At 45.8% G+C, this 14,990-nt stretch carries 13 protein-coding genes; 2 read left to right on the top strand and 11 right to left on the bottom strand.

The genetic code is table 11. The annotated features are described in order from the left end of the window. The first annotated feature begins 259 nt into the window (after positions 1–259). Positions 260–1,036, top strand: a complete 777-nt coding sequence (locus AACX38_RS04600) for an APH(3') family aminoglycoside O-phosphotransferase (RefSeq protein ID WP_228863633.1) — start codon at positions 260–262, stop codon at positions 1,034–1,036. On the opposite strand, the gene AACX38_RS04605 is transcribed toward AACX38_RS04600, so the two are convergent. From AACX38_RS04605 to AACX38_RS04620, 4 genes are read right to left on the bottom strand one after another with little or no spacing between them, the layout of a single operon-like run. After that, a complete protein-coding gene (locus tag AACX38_RS04605) occupies positions 1,033–2,025 on the bottom strand; it encodes a GNAT family N-acetyltransferase (RefSeq protein ID WP_228863634.1) in 993 nt (330 codons plus the stop codon). The genes AACX38_RS04600 and AACX38_RS04605 overlap by 4 nt on opposite strands. 12 nt (positions 2,026–2,037) lie before the next feature. Further along, positions 2,038–3,279, bottom strand: coding sequence for a phenylacetate--CoA ligase family protein (locus tag AACX38_RS04610; protein WP_228863635.1), 1,242 nt, complete (start codon positions 3,277–3,279; stop codon positions 2,038–2,040). Positions 3,280–3,297: 18 nt separating this feature from the next. Beyond that, a complete protein-coding gene (locus tag AACX38_RS04615; RefSeq protein WP_228863636.1) occupies positions 3,298–5,727 on the bottom strand; it encodes an acyl-CoA reductase in 2,430 nt (809 codons plus the stop codon). A gap of 1 nt (position 5,728) precedes the next feature. Beyond that, positions 5,729–6,859, bottom strand: a complete 1,131-nt coding sequence (locus tag AACX38_RS04620; RefSeq protein WP_099120428.1) for a LuxE/PaaK family acyltransferase — start codon at positions 6,857–6,859, stop codon at positions 5,729–5,731. 652 nt (positions 6,860–7,511) lie between these two features. On the opposite strand from AACX38_RS04620, the gene AACX38_RS04625 reads away from it, so the two are divergent. Further along, complete coding sequence (locus tag AACX38_RS04625; RefSeq protein WP_228863637.1) at positions 7,512–8,696, top strand: MFS transporter; 1,185 nt, start codon at positions 7,512–7,514, stop codon at positions 8,694–8,696. A gap of 111 nt (positions 8,697–8,807) precedes the next feature. Here the strand turns inward: AACX38_RS04625 and AACX38_RS04630 are convergent, their stop codons facing one another. The 7 genes from AACX38_RS04630 to AACX38_RS04660 form a co-directional block, all read right to left on the bottom strand. After that, positions 8,808–8,975 (bottom strand): hypothetical protein, encoded by a 168-nt coding sequence (locus AACX38_RS04630; RefSeq protein ID WP_228863638.1) that lies wholly within the window; start codon positions 8,973–8,975, stop codon positions 8,808–8,810. Positions 8,976–8,984: 9 nt separating this feature from the next. After that, positions 8,985–9,467: an aromatic-ring-hydroxylating dioxygenase subunit beta gene (locus AACX38_RS04635; protein WP_228863639.1), complete on the bottom strand. Its 483-nt coding sequence runs from the start codon at positions 9,465–9,467 to the stop codon at positions 8,985–8,987. Beyond that, positions 9,457–10,752 (bottom strand): aromatic ring-hydroxylating dioxygenase subunit alpha, encoded by a 1,296-nt coding sequence (locus AACX38_RS04640; protein ID WP_228863640.1) that lies wholly within the window; start codon positions 10,750–10,752, stop codon positions 9,457–9,459. Before AACX38_RS04640 ends, AACX38_RS04635 begins: the two co-directional genes overlap by 11 nt. Positions 10,753–10,760: 8 nt before the next feature. Continuing rightward, positions 10,761–11,705, bottom strand: coding sequence for a flavin reductase family protein (locus AACX38_RS04645; protein ID WP_228863641.1), 945 nt, complete (start codon positions 11,703–11,705; stop codon positions 10,761–10,763). A gap of 160 nt (positions 11,706–11,865) precedes the next feature. Then, complete coding sequence (locus tag AACX38_RS04650; protein ID WP_339385657.1) at positions 11,866–12,840, bottom strand: methyltransferase; 975 nt, start codon at positions 12,838–12,840, stop codon at positions 11,866–11,868. 372 nt (positions 12,841–13,212) lie between these two features. Then, positions 13,213–13,614 carry a hypothetical protein gene (locus tag AACX38_RS04655; RefSeq protein WP_228863643.1) on the bottom strand — a complete coding sequence of 134 codons (402 nt, stop codon included), beginning with the start codon at positions 13,612–13,614 and terminating at the stop codon, positions 13,213–13,215. Beyond that, a complete protein-coding gene (locus AACX38_RS04660) occupies positions 13,593–14,960 on the bottom strand; it encodes an MFS transporter (RefSeq protein WP_228863644.1) in 1,368 nt (455 codons plus the stop codon). Before AACX38_RS04660 ends, AACX38_RS04655 begins: the two co-directional genes overlap by 22 nt. Positions 14,961–14,990: the final 30 nt, after the last annotated feature.

A 14,990-nucleotide genomic window follows, 5' to 3' on the forward strand; every position in this document is an offset into this window, starting at 1 on the left:
ACTGGAAGCAATGTGAGCAATGTCGTACTTTCACATGACCCTGAAGGTGGTGCACTGAAAGTGTTAATAATGATAATCGTTCTCAATATCATTTGTAAAGTGTTTTTCTGACCAAAATTAGATCCTGATCGGCTTTCTGATCAGAACATTGACGAATCTAGTTAAGAAAATGGCAGAAATAAGTGAACATAGAGTAGCTCGATGGCAAGCCTGTAAATTAAATTGTGTTTAGGTCATTCGAATGACAAAAGGAAGATAAATGCTGCCTAAACTGCCCCCATCTATTGACTGTTTTATCGGCAATTCTGCTTTACTCCCTGATAAAATTGGTGAATCTCCTTGCCGTGTTTACAGCTTCATACGCGGAAATGATCGGTTTTTTCTCAAATACTCTCCTTCTGTTTATGCCAATACGACTTACAGTGTCATGCGGGAAGCCTCAGTACTGGATTGGCTGGCTGATCGCCTGAATGTCGCGGAAGTTGTCTGTGTGGCAGAAAATCCAGGGAGTGAATTTATGATCTCCCGCGCTGTTCCCGGTAAGCCATTATACGAACGGCTCAATGCTCGGCAGCCGGTACTGGAACTGTTTCACGAAGCGGTTCGCCAGATGCAGTCTGTGCCTATTGTTGATTGCCCGTTTGATTCTGGCGCGGGGTTTCGTCTCAATGAGCTTGAGTATTTTCTGAACCACGGTTTGTGTGCTGAGCAATATGATCTTGAACAGTGGCCGGGGATAACGACTCCACAGAGTTTGCTGAAGCATCTGCATGCCACTTTACCCAGTGAGGAGCGAGCGTTTTCCCACGGTGATCTCTGTGACAGCAATATCTTCGTTGATGAACATGACGATTTGTATTTTATTGATCTTGGGCGGGGAGGTGTGGCTGATCGCTGGCTGGATATCGCATTTGTGCACCGTAACTTGCGTGAAGAGATTTCAGTGGATATAGCCGCGGAGTTTCTTAATACGCTTGGCGACTTTGATAACGCAGCCAAGCGTGAATTCTTCGAGCAGTTAGACGAGCTGTTTTAACCCGGAATCAGCTCACTTACGCGGGGTTGTCGTGAGTGCCCTGTCGTTTCTCCTAATTCCATTTGGTAGAGATGCTGTATGCTGATATCGGAAAACTTATAGAGCGTTGGTTGGTAACCCCGTAGCCAGAGCAAAAACCACCCTTCTTGGGGGTCAGGGCATAGTCCGGCAAAGCGGAATCCGCCTTTTTGCAATTGTGGGTAGAACTGTAGTGCTTCTTCATTAGCCGGAAGTTTCAGATAGATTAGCTGATTAGCCGGGTAATCTATGATCTCAGATAGGAAGTCCGGATCAGCCTCATACAATGTGATTTCCAGACGTCGCCCTTTTATCTGGGAAGTCGCATATGCACCGGAAGTAAAAGGGTTACAGCCTTTTTGTTGTTGATCAGGTGATGATTCACCAACATATTGGCTTATCTGGTTGGCCCAGTTCTGCCAGGATTGCGGCCAATTCAGTTTAGGCAATGGAAACGATTCCAGTGGCAAAATACCCTGAACAATGCTTTCAGGCTCCGGTAACCCGAAGGGAGAATCGACATAATCCAGCATCAGCGCGGTTGAATAAAAGCCCAGATTCTGGGCTAAATACTGACTTTTCATATGCGAACAAACTTGTTTTATCGTCAACAAACGATATTGCTGTTCTTTCGCATAGTGGCATAAATAATTCCCCAAAGAGGTAGCAATACCTTTGCCCTGAAATTCTGGGTATACCGCAACCAGCGCCAGCTCTGCCTGAGCCTGCTGAACTGCATCCTTCACAAGTGATGCATGGCCAATCAGCCGCTCCTGAGAAAAAGCCAGAGCAGAATACCATTTTCCTGTAGTCTGATAATCGTCTATCAATTTGGGTAGATAGATATCAGGATAAACATACGAATCACCGTAAATATCACGGAATAATTTGCTGATATGTTTGCTGTCACCCGATTGGTAGCTGCGGATCTGAATAGCAGAATCCAAAATAGCTGAAGGAAAAGTAGTCATAAATTTTATCCTTCAATTATAACTACGCAGATCCACAACCCGCTGCAATTTGCCTGAACGCGGGTGGGTATACATTGCATCGATATTGGTTTGAACAATCTCCAGCATATTTTGCCGGAAATGTGCAGTGTTCAGACCCGGAAATGCCAGTAGCATATTATGGCGTATTTTCTCGATATTAACGGGTTCAGGGCTGGCCACCAATAATCTGATTTTGTCTTCCGACTCTTCCTGAGATAGTACCAATTGCCAGGCGAGTAGTTCGGTTTGCGGTGACAACTGAGTTGCTAAGTCGTCAGGGAACAAGGAAAGATCACCCACTCTGATCCGGTAGCCCTGATTGGCACGCCCCTGAAGTGCAAACTTACGATGGGTCTGATCAGGTTCACACCAGCAGGCCAGATCGCCGGTAGGATAGCGGAGTACCGGCATCAGTTGCCGTTGTAGGTTGGTAACCACCAGCATTCCCCGATGCCCCGGTTCCGTGATGGGTTCATGAGTAACCTCATCAATAATTTCAATAATAGTCTCTTCACTGAAAACCCGATGTTCTCCCGGCCCACATTCGGGATCAGCAAAGCCGATTAACCCGCCGTCAACACTGGCACAGCCTACAGAGCCAAAGCGAGCCTGCGGGAAAACCTGCCGCATTGCTGCGATTTGCCCTTCAAACAGGCTCTCGCCACCGAACAGAATGGTTTCTACCATTGGCAGAGTCTGTCCGTTTTCTTTCAGATATTGAGCAAAGCGGATGAGCTGGACGGGAACGCCCGCCAGCACATTGATATTGTGATGCTGAATGTTGTGAGCCAGCAAGTCGTCATCGACTTTACAGGTGAAGGGAAACTCCACAATAGGCAATGATGAGTTAGACAGTGCACCATGCATAAACAGTAAACTGGTATAAAGATCGCCCGCAAAAAACAAATTGGCGACGCGATCTCCCGGCTGGAGTTGACGGGCAACAGCTTTGCCAAAAGACTGGATAAATGCTTTCCACTCTTGCTGGCTGAAAACCGACAGCCGACCATCACTGGTTGAACCACCCGTTTTAAACACATGCCCCCCTTCCAGTGGGGCAGTAAGCACCGGCCACGTTTGTAAATTTTCTGAGCCGACCCAGTAATTACCGGGTTCGACTAAGGGTAAATCTTGTAGCGTCCAGTTATCAGGAACGGACTTGTAGAGCTCCCGATAATAAACAGAATGCTTACGTACATGATTGAACAGATCAATTAACGCTATGCTTTTCATGATATTCGCTTCACTTAATCAGAATTTACGTAAGTCAATGAACAATGGGGCCTTTCCGCTATGAGCATTTCGACGAAATTCTGATACTGGGCAAAATGTAACATCCAGATTCAACATTCCACCGTCGACAACTTCCTTAATTTTTGAATTCTGCTCCAGATCCAATAAATATTGGCGGACTGTGACAACATCAGGATTTTCAATCAATAACTGGATACCACCGATACCTTCTTCGTTATGATCGATTATCCATTGCACAGGCGCTTCCAGCTGTTCTGACAATTCAGCCAGATTGATAAAAATACTGCCGACACGCAGTAAAGCACCATTACGTCCAACAAGTCGGAAACGAGGCGTAATTAGTCCGCAGGAACAAGGTTCATTGATCCAGTGCCCGAGATCACCTAAATCATAGCGCTGGACGGATTGCGCCTCGCGGTGGCGAGAGGTAAATATCAGACGACCGGTTTCCTCTTCTGCTACGGGGTTATCATCATGAATATTAAGGATCTCCAGCCATTGGGTATCAGCCATTAAATGGAAAACGCCATCTTCGCTGGCTGTACATCCGTGGCCTAATGGACCTGCATCTACTGAGCCGTAGGTTGCTGAACGTATCAGGGTGATGCCGAATTCATTCAGAAAATTACGCTGACCCACATTCAGGTGCTCGCCTCCCAAAAACAGTTTACGAACTCCGCCATACTGGCGCAGCTTGTCGGCTTCACTCAGGAATAATCGGTGTATCGTGCTTGGCATACCGACCAGCGTATTAATGCGTTCCTGTATGATTAAGTCCGCTATTTCGCTGAAATCACTGTCAGTGGGGCCGCCCATCGGATATTGAGCGACATCCAGCTTATCCAGAATCGTGAAGAAACTCATCATGCCGCCATATAGCTTTCCGCCGTACAGCAGGTTCATGACCCGGTCTGTAGCAGGCTCAAGCCCGCAAGCGAATATCCCGTCAGCGGCGGACTGCATTTGCGTGTGATAATCGGAATAGCTGTAAGCCGCCAGTTTTGGTGCCCCGCTGCTGCCTCCGCTACGGAAGTACAAACGGCCTTTTTCGTTTGGAGTCAGTGCCTGAAAATCGGCCTTATTCATAACTGGCAGGTTATCCAGCCCGTATGGACGCGATGGCGGAGTATTCAGATGCGCACAACCATCCAGCGTACCAGCAGGCAGACTGACAGAAACCCGCTTGGCAAGGCGTGACAATGCATAAACGCCATCGTGCGGCTCACCGCTATAGCCATTATGCATCTGACCGGCAGAGGCTATGCGGCTGACTCCCGCAGCGAACAGAGCATGGCTCATTTCTGCGATATCTTCCTGACGGGTAATCAAAGCGCAGCTTTGGAGGTGATTACGCCACGGGCGCAGAATAGAACATAATTTCTGACGGGGTGCCGGGCGTAACTGTAATGAACGGAACAGGGGAGAAGCCGCCAGCTCCTGCTCATGTCGCCATACTACCCGCCATCCATCGTTTTGCCAGAGTTTGCCATTTACCGGAGCAAAGGCGAAATCGAGGTGCTGAAATGCCATCTGAGTGGTAATTTCAGCGGATTCCTGTACATCTGCCTGCAATGCAGGATGCAATCCGGCACGACGCTCAAGGGCGGCTGCCATACGCTGCCCGATATTCTGCAAAACGGCCGGGTCATCACTATCAACCAGCAGGCATTGCGGACTGGAACAGGCTTGCTGGTCATAACAACAAATATCATCTGCCAGCGCATCCAGTTGAGCATCATTGACTACATCAGGGTTCAGCCAGGCGAAACTGATACGGTGTCCCCAGTCTATCCAGCGGCAGCCGGCTGGCAACTGGCTACGAATGGAAGATAATGCAGAGTCTCCGCCCCAGGCAGAAACAGCATCGGCCTGACTTAACAACGTTCCCAGCTGTGTGGCAGGTAACGACAGAACAGCGACGCGATCAGCTAAATCACCGGAAATGTCATGAGCAAGGAACGCATGCAGAAGTTGTTCACTAAAGCCTTTATCACTGCTGCTCGGACGTAGCCAGTTGATATTGCCGACCAGTAAACTTTCCAGCACAGCCATAAAAGGAAGCAGTGCAGCATTGGAAGGTGTGATATGAACGACCAACCCCAGTGGCTTCCATGACTCATAGCGGTTTTGGTTATAATCAAACCGGCGCAGGGAAAATGCGTCTTTTCCCAGTTCCCGTTCCAGCTTAGCCTGTAGCGCTTCACGCTGACAGAAAGCAATTAATGCTTCACGTGTTTTGGCATCAAAAAGAGGGTGATCATCCATATCGGCAAGATGATCGGCAAAGCATTGTGCACACTCAAGCACTTGTTCCGCAGTATGAGGCCGTGCCAGAAGCTCTGGTAAACGTGCACTTAATTTTGCAATTTTTTGTTTTGCCAGCTGTTCTACAGAAAGCTGTTCATTAATATTTTCTATGGAAGACATCTCAGGCCTCTTTTATCAATTCTGAAGCGGCAATAGCACAACTACGACTTTTGCTGGTACCAGCACGACCAAGCAACTCAAACCAATCAGTATCCAGCTCACAGCCACACTGACTTCCGGGATGCAGTACCGCCAGATCACTCATAACGATGCTGTGCGCCGGGCTGGAAGTGATAAAAGGAGAGACGAAGTGCAGAAAACCCGGTTCGCCATAAGGCTGCCGTGACATATTAGCGGTATGACGGATATAGACCTGTGAGTAGACCGGAACATGGAAACGATGGTGAGAACACTCCATATAAGGCACTGGATGTTCAACGGAACCGTATCCATCGCGACAGCGTACATTCGGAATACCTAATTGTTTTTCCAATCGTTGGTACAGTTCTTGTTTAGAGATTGCTTTATCGGAATGTGTTTTCCAGCCACCACCCAGAGACAGCAGTGAATCCGGATGTAATTTCAGTGGGGGTAGCCCCATTTGCTCCATTCTTTGCAGGGTAAACCACAGGAAAGCCGGAAAGCCGAAAATACGCACTGGCAGCCCTTCTTCAGCAAATTCCTGTAAGGCCTTAATCGTACCGAACGGATCGAATTCATTACTTTTTCCGTTATGACGCAGGGCATAGTAGGAGCGGTTTACCGGTGCATACTTACACAGAAACTGATCGGTATAAGCGGTTCCCAAAGAAATGGCTCCGGCAGGTTCATAACTGAGTAGAAGATAATTGCAGGGTTGGTCAGGTGTATTCCAGCCATAATAATTAAAAATACGATCCACCATATTCTGCGCAGCCGTAATACTTCGGTTGTCATAGTGCATACGGCTCTTTTGTCCGGTTGTACCTGAGGACGTTAACTCCAAAGCATCTACCGAGCTGTTGCTCACGATCAAATTACGTTTGAAATAATTGGCAAAAAGAGGTGGCAGGGCTGACCAGTCATCCATTGCCATTACAGATTGTTTATTCAAACCATTATTTGCCAGCCACTGTTCATAGCCCGGAGTATGCTCACAGTGATATAACGTCAGTTCACGCATGGCATCATTAAATAACGCATCATGATCGGCACAGGCACGATAAGGATCTGCTAAAGCACATAGTGCTTTAACATGGGTTAAGTTTTGCATAGTTAAGACTCATTTTTTTGAACAGAACAATCTTGGGATCCATGTCCCAATAAAGGTTAATAAATTTGTCTGCTCATATTTTGGATGTAATGATTTCTAATAGATTTATTTCGTTATCCGATATAAATCATTTGTACTAATAATTAATCCCTGAGGCTTTGTTGAAGAATGATGTTGGAAAGTCCTGACCGTTTTTAAAGTTATTTTTAAACTATCTTAATTGGGTTTTTGACTGGGTAAACGTGCTTTATCCAGTTTTATAGTTTGTTGTCAGTCCTAATTTGCCGCGCATTATTCCAAATAGAAATATAATAATCAATCTGTTTTTCTAATGTTTAACTCTGAATCATACAGAATCTTGTATCAATATTTGATATACCTATTTCATTATTTATTCCAGCCCGGGAGAAATAGCATTTTTAAATAATAGGAGGGATTTTAGTATTAATTGAAAGGTCTATTTATAATTGAATATATTAATCGCAGAAGTTTATTATTTATATTTTTTGTAGCAACTTAATATCCTCGAAATATATTGGTTATACAACTGTCAGTATCACAAAAACCATACTAGACTCAGATCCAGCATTTTGTTGATTTTTTATGGATGAGTAAACCATCGTCATGTTTGGCTCAGTGGAGACAAAGTGTCATGCATAACCAGTCTCAGGTGGCGAGTGGCGGTGTCATTACGTTGCTGGTCGTGATTGCGCTGTTTGTTCTGACTCAGCTTTATATGGTTATCCCTCTACTGGCACAAGTTGGTCAGGATTTTAGCCCGACCAGCCCGCGGCATGTAACGTTTGCACTTGCTACAAGTTTCAGTCTGGCCTATGCCTGTGGATTCTTGATTTGGGGGCCGGTATCCGATCAGTATGGACGTCGTCCGGTGATGCTGACGGGGTTAGTTATATTGTCGATTGCGACCTTTGCATGTGCTTTCGCGCCATCATTATCATGGCTGACCGGGCTACGGGCGATGCAAGGGCTGGCAGCATCCAGTTTTGCACCGACAGCACTCGCCTATCTCAGTGAAGCGATTCCGGTTCGCCGACGTGCGATAGCAACCGGAGCAATGTCGACTTCATTTCTTGTTGCCGGTATTTTTGGGCAAGTACTGGCTGCTTGGGTGGTACTGAGATGGGAGTGGTATTGGGTATTTCTGATAACGGGAACCTGTCTGCTGGTGGCTATTCCATTTGTTGCAGCGATGGTCAGAGAACCAGAACGTGCTGCTGTTAATGGGCATCTGGGATATCGCTTTATAGAGTTGGGAGCGGTTACCATGCGTCCGGCTGTGTTATTGCTGTCTTGTGCTCACATCACGTTACTACTGTCATTTGTTGCTATCTATACCGCTTTGGGGCCACATCTTGTAATTCTGGGACTGGAGCCCGAAAAAATCATTCTGCTGCGTATGGTTGGATTACCCGGAATGTTTGCAGCACTGTTAGCCGGGCCGATTGCTACACGGATTGGGATGCAGGGCGTTGCTATTACGGGTTATATGTTTGCGTCTTTTGGCTTATTTTTGGTGGCAGTCTTACCACAATCTCTGATCGGCGTTGCTATTGGGAGCCTGATCTTTGTTGCTGGTGTGGCACTCGCCATTCCGGCGATGATTACGCAATTTGGTACAATGTCCGTTCCCAATCGGGCTGGAGGTATGGCTCTTAATGGATTTATCCTGTTTATCGGTGCCAGTACCGGGCCACTCATTGTGGCGGATGTATCCAGTTTCACCGGGCTACTGATCGGTCTTGCGGTGGTAATGCTTCTGGCCGCCACTTGCGTTGCAGGCAGCGCTTCACTGACTGCAAATGGGAGACGACGATAAATGCTGCCATTTTTCTTTGAGTCAGTCTCTATTATTACAAGCTCCGGTTGAAACCTGTCTCTTGAGTTATGAATTATGATCAAGAGACAGGCCAAAATGTCGGGAGAAATATCAATGAACCAAACCGGATACATCCCATTGTTGATGCTGCTGACTGTCAGGTAAATGCCCAATAGCTTGCTGTGATTCAACTTGTTCTAAAAAGGCTGCATAGTCAAATAGCGTGTCGATAAACGGAAATGAGGGAGTTGGGGCAGATGAGATATCATTTGTTGTCATGATTGAGTCTCAGATAATCAACTGCAAACTGTCGAAAGGACGCGCAAGATTAAGTAAGACGGTTTTGCGTCCGCTGATCAGCCATTGTCCTTCACGCCAGTGAAACTGGTGTTCGAGATGTGCGGCGTAATGCCACTCTCTGTCACCACGACTTTCGCTGTAGAGTAATTGACTAACGCCACTGGCACTCTGTTCTCCTTCAGTCCAGCTGATAATGGGGCGCTGGAGCAGATGCTGTGAGCGGCTGCGTGGCTGCTGCGAAAAATTACGCGCATTACGAAGTCGATTGATACGCAGTTGTGTGACAAAGCGATCCTCATACAGTAAAGAAGACTCTGTCAGCGGGCTAAGTTGATCGTGTCGTGATGGAATCCACCACGTATATTCCTCCGCCAGCAAAGCGAACCAGTCGTCAAATTTCTGTTCATCAAGTAGCCAGGCTTCGTGATAAATCAAATCAGTCAGGGTCTGTATGACATTGTTATTCTCCATTGCCTCCCTCCATCATGCGTTGCCACATGGAATAAAAGTTTCTCATTGCGCCTTCACTGGTTCCTGACATTTGAGTGGTTCGATCCCAGCGTTCCGCAGGATCATAGAGGCGAGCGATATTGACCCACTCGTTAGCCTGACTTTTTAGTCCTTCGGTAGCGCGTTCATACATTTCCACATCGTCATGCGCCACTATTGAACAGGGGGAGTTGATTAAGTTGTTGTACTGTATAGTACGCTCTAGCATCTTTTGTGGTGCCCCTACCAGCTCCAGAATCCAGGATTCGACAACAGTCTCGCTGGCGGAAACCGGACGAATAATACGTAACGTCTGGATAGGCCCTTTTACGACCAGATTAGGGAAGTACACGGTATTGTGTCGTGTATCGTTCAAGATTTGCTGTGCCCGCTCCTCACCGTAACTCTCCACCATACTTTCCCAGTAATCGGGGATTGCTGAATAGTCTTTATGGATGGAATTACTGACACCGGTGTGTCCATGACCATTGGCCCAGATGCGGATCCCCATCTCAGAAAAAAAAGCGTGGGGAGACATAAGAGGAGACAAAAGTTCCACCGCTGTGGGTTGAGTACCTTGCTGATCAGCCTGAGCCCAGAGATTAATCGCTTCTCCTGCTGAAGATTCATGCGCCACCATGGGGTGACAAGTGTCAGTTTGGTTATCTATCACCATCTTCCAGTTACAGTGATGACGATGACGCAGTGGTACACCAACGACTCGTAATGCTCCTTTAGGGGAACGATCGATCATATTGTCCAGTGTCGATAGAGCATCGCCGAAGAAGATATCAAATGGCAGACCCTGAGCACTTAATCGTACAAAGATGAAATCGCGATAACACACTACATTGTCAACAGCTTTCATACCGATGCTGGCTTCGCACTCGGACAGTACACCGGGATCATATTCGGTTTTTACCGGGATGCTGAGTAATTCACCTGAAGGTTTGAATGTCCAGGCATGGTAGGGACAGCGCAGAAAACGCCCACTGTTACCACTGGTTTCCGGTAAGATCTTTACGCCTTTATGTGGGCAGCGATTATAAAGTACTTTTATTTCATTATTTTTCTGGCGAATCGCGACTAATGGCTGTGATGCTAATTCAGTTGTGAAATAGTCACCGATTGTGGGGATCTGGCTGCCGTGGCACAGATAGAGCCAGCTCTGCATAAAGACGGTATTTTGCTCGGTGATGAATATAGCCTCATCGAGATATGCAGATTTGTGAATTTCTGTGCCGCGAAATATAAGATTTTTATTCATAAAACGATTCACAATGCTAGTTTAAGGAAGCTTCCCTTTGCTCGGGAAACACAGGGATAAATGGTTCGGGAGGTAGTCGCTTCTTGCGGTGTCATAATGAAATCGTGGTGCTCGACGTCACCTTCGATCACTTTTAGTGCACATAGACCGCATTCCCCGCGCCGGCAATCATACAGTGGCTCTAATCCTGCCGCTTCCAGTGCATCCAGTAGTGACTGGCCAGCTGCGACCTGTAGCCTGATACCTGATTCTGCTGCTTCTACTTCGTAACCCGTCTCGGCGATATCAGCTTTAATTGTTGGTGTGGTGAAAAGTTCAAAGGCAATGTGTTGCCGTGAAAAATGGTGGTTATCACAGTAGTCCAGCACGGCATTGAGCAGGCGCACAGGACCACATACATGCAGCCGATCGCAGGCTTGTAATGCGCCCAATAATCGGGAAAGACAGACCTTTTGCTCTTCTGTACTGTGTAGATAAAAATGTGAAGCGGCGAGAGTTGCCAATTCGGTTGCGTAGACAGCCTGTGCTTGTGAAGAGATAAGGTAGTGACATTCCGGGTGTTTTCCCATAGCAATGAGGCGCGCTATGATGCCGATGATGGGGGTTATGCCAATGCCTCCTGCAATCACTATATCCCGCCCGCCCTCAGGTGCGGAGAGCTGTGGAAAGTGGTTAAATGGCCCCTCAAGCCTGGCACTGTCACCTACCTTCAGGCTCTGTAAATATTGGCTACTGGCAGAAGCGGTATTGAGTTGGATGGCAAATGTCAGTTTGGCTGTTGGTATCGTCAACATCACGCAGGAATAACTACGTGTACCAATATTGTCGGGCATCAACCAGCGGAAGTGACTGCCGGGTGTTAACGCAGCGAGTTCCCATTCTGGCGCCTCCAAAGTAAACTCCCGGATCGTGTCACTGAGAATACGAATATTGCAGATCGGATACTGCTGCATTTTCTGCCCCACAATAGCTGTTTCATGCAGGTTGTGTCGGCGGGCTGCCCTGCATGAATATCAATCAATTCGCATAGACTCCGTTTGTGAGTCGGTATTACGCCGTTCAGCCGGATTACACGAGTAGTCATAGCGACATATCTGTGACTTCAGAGTAAATTTATTTTTTCATTTCAATAATGTACTGGCTGCCATTTACGGTAGAGAAATTCAGATTGTAGATATTTGTAATAGAGAATCCGGCCTGTTTTGCCACAAATTCAAATTCAGACTGATTCCGTTTCCGGCCTAACAGAAGAGTATCGATATACAAATCAAATGATGCTGTTTCATCTGGTTCTTTGATCATATCGATAACATATAAGACAGAATCTTCCCGCATAGCTTGATGGCAGTTTTTGAGAAGATGGATGACCTGATTATCTGGCCAGTCATGTAAAACACCTTTCATACAATAAACGTCATATCCTGATGGAATAGCAGAAAAGAAATTGCCATTAATTAAAGTCACGCCTTCTGATTCTTGCTCGGTAAAATCATATTGATCCATGACATGACACTGAATATGGGGATAATGCCTTTTTATATTTTTTGCAAAAGAACCCACTCCGCCACCAATATCAATAAATGAAGAGATGTTATTTAAAGGCAGGCGGTCAATAACATATTCATTCATCATATTGGTCATTTTCGCCATTAAATTATCAAAAGTTATTTTTATTTTTTTATTTTTCCCATCACTGAGATAATCGAAGAATGATTCATTATGGGTAATTTCAAAAGCAGATTTATTATTATTTTTTCTTAATGATGAGCTGTATTGTGCCCAGGCGCTCCAGAAAGCGGGGTCTAATTCGAATTTTATATATAACGTTTCAAAGCTGTCTGGTTTACTGAGTGATGCCCATTGTTCGGTGAGATAAAACTTATCTTCTTTTTTTATTAACACATTGAGTGTTTGCATATAGTCCAATAACCGATGGAATCTATCCTGATAAACATTGCATAGCTGAGCAAGTTGTTCCACTGTTTTGCCATCTTGAGTGCTTAAATGTAATGGCGCTTCACTGTCTACAAAAGAAAATAGAGCATTTGATTTACGGTAAGCAGTAACCATTTCTAATGACATCATCATTCCCCTTTCTTAATTTTTAATTAAATTGATTTATCTGTTTTTTAAATATTGTTCTTTAAAATTCTTTGGTTCAATCAAGTATCGTTTCATTATCTTATAATAAATGGCAATATTCTTTTCGTATTAAAATGAATGATGTTATTCATCAGTAACACCATTAATACATCGAAAGAAAATGACTTTCAATATATTGAATATTTTATTTTCCTCTGTCTTTAATATTTTATAAGGGCAGGTTTTCATTAAACAATGATAAAAGATAAAAGTAGAATATATACTTTCCAGGCTTCAAGCTGCAGCCAATAAAGCTGCAACTTGAAAGGCAATAAGTATGGCTGACTTATGTTGATTGATTGAATAATACTTCTTTTTTTATTCCTCAATGGCTGTTTCGTGCAGATAGCGCCAGTAAGGTTGCCCCGCATGAATATCTATAATGACTGTGGACCAGCGAACCAGCGTAGTGCCTGCATTATGTTGAGTTTCGCGATAGCGGCATATCACGTTTTCTGTGGTTTCCGCTAATGTTTCACAGGCATCGATAACAATGCGTAGTTGAGGCCGGGTACCTATATTGTGACGAAACAGGTTTTCTACTTCAGTCAGACCGATACTTTGGCCTTTCATTGTTATCATCCTGAAATCAGCGGGAAAACTGCCCAGTAGTTTCTTCATCGCGGATGGATGACCTTCCCGGCCAGTAAATACCTCTTCTATCCATTGAGGAAGCTCGATTAGGCTGCGGTGAGCAATTAATTCTTTTTCTGATTGCATACGGACTCCGTTTTTTGACTGAGTTGAATGAGCTTTAGCAGGGGAAGTAGTCCTAACCCGGCGGCAATAAGGAATGTGAAATGGTAAGCAGATGTCGTGGTAGTTTGCTGTTGTAGCAGATTAAAGAGCAGTGTAAAAACCGCAGCGCCGATGCTGAATGACATCTGGCGGTTGAGGTTCCAGACAGTGCTGGCGCGGGCCAGATGTTCCCCCTCAAAATCCAGCATCGCAGTGGTCTGAGCGGTATTGGCTGAAATACCTCCGCCAATTCCCATCAGCAAGTAAGCAGCAACAAGCAAGAGTAACTCATGTTCCGCCCCGACCAGCGTCAGCAAGACGAGTCCCCCGGCATGCAATATCAGGCCAGTACAGAATAGTCGGGCAGCGCCAATGTGATTATAGAGATGACCGCAAGCTACCATGGCACAGAATGATCCACCTGCGAACAATATCATCAAAAGCCCGGTTTCACTGGCTGTCCAGCCAATCACCTGCTGGAGAAAGAAAATATTGAGTAGATTCACACCGGTAAATATGCCCGGTACAGCATAGTAAACTAAGACAGAGAAGAGCATACGGTTATTACGCAACACATTCAGGTCGAGAATTGGGTGTTCTATGCTGCGAGCATGTCTGACGTAGAGCAGGCTAAAGAAAATGCCAAGCCCGGCTAAGGTGAGTGGGAGCCACGAACTGGTAGAACCCGCATACAGTGACATACCAAACAACAGTACAGTCAGTGCCAGACTCACCAATAATAGCCCTATGAGATCCGGTCGGCGGGCGGTGGTCTTTTCCTCTTTGATCCACAATATTGCCAGTAATGCCGTGATGAGACTGAAAGGGATATTACAGAGAAATACCCAGCGCCAGGAAAAGTGATCCACGATGACTCCGCCTGCACCGGGAGAAATAGCCGGTGCAATTAGCGCGACAGCCATAATCAGCGTCGATACTTTTGCGCGTTCATCTTTTTTAAACAGGCCAAAGGTGAGTGCCTGACCTACCGGGATCAGTAATCCACCGCCTATCCCCTGAATAAATCGAAACAGGATCAATGACACAAAATCGTTGGATAGCCCTGATAGTAAAGCCCCTACAGAAAATATTGCCATGGAAGCTGCCATGGTCAATCTGGCACCCAGATGACTGGCAAGCCAGGTACTTAGTGGAATAATGAGCGTCAACCCCAGAATATAGCTGTTTGCTACCCAGGCCACATTAGATTCAGAAATGTTGAGTTCGTGAGAAATATTAGGCAATGCAATTGCTGACATAAAAATATTTATGCAGTCAATGAAAAAGCCAGCTAAAAAAATAAAGGCAATACGATAACGATATGTCATTTTATCCTCCAGTTCGGAGTCTAATTTGGC

Source organism: Xenorhabdus sp. PB30.3 (assembly GCF_963895965.1).
In the GTDB taxonomy this organism is placed as follows: domain Bacteria; phylum Pseudomonadota; class Gammaproteobacteria; order Enterobacterales; family Enterobacteriaceae; genus Xenorhabdus; species Xenorhabdus stockiae.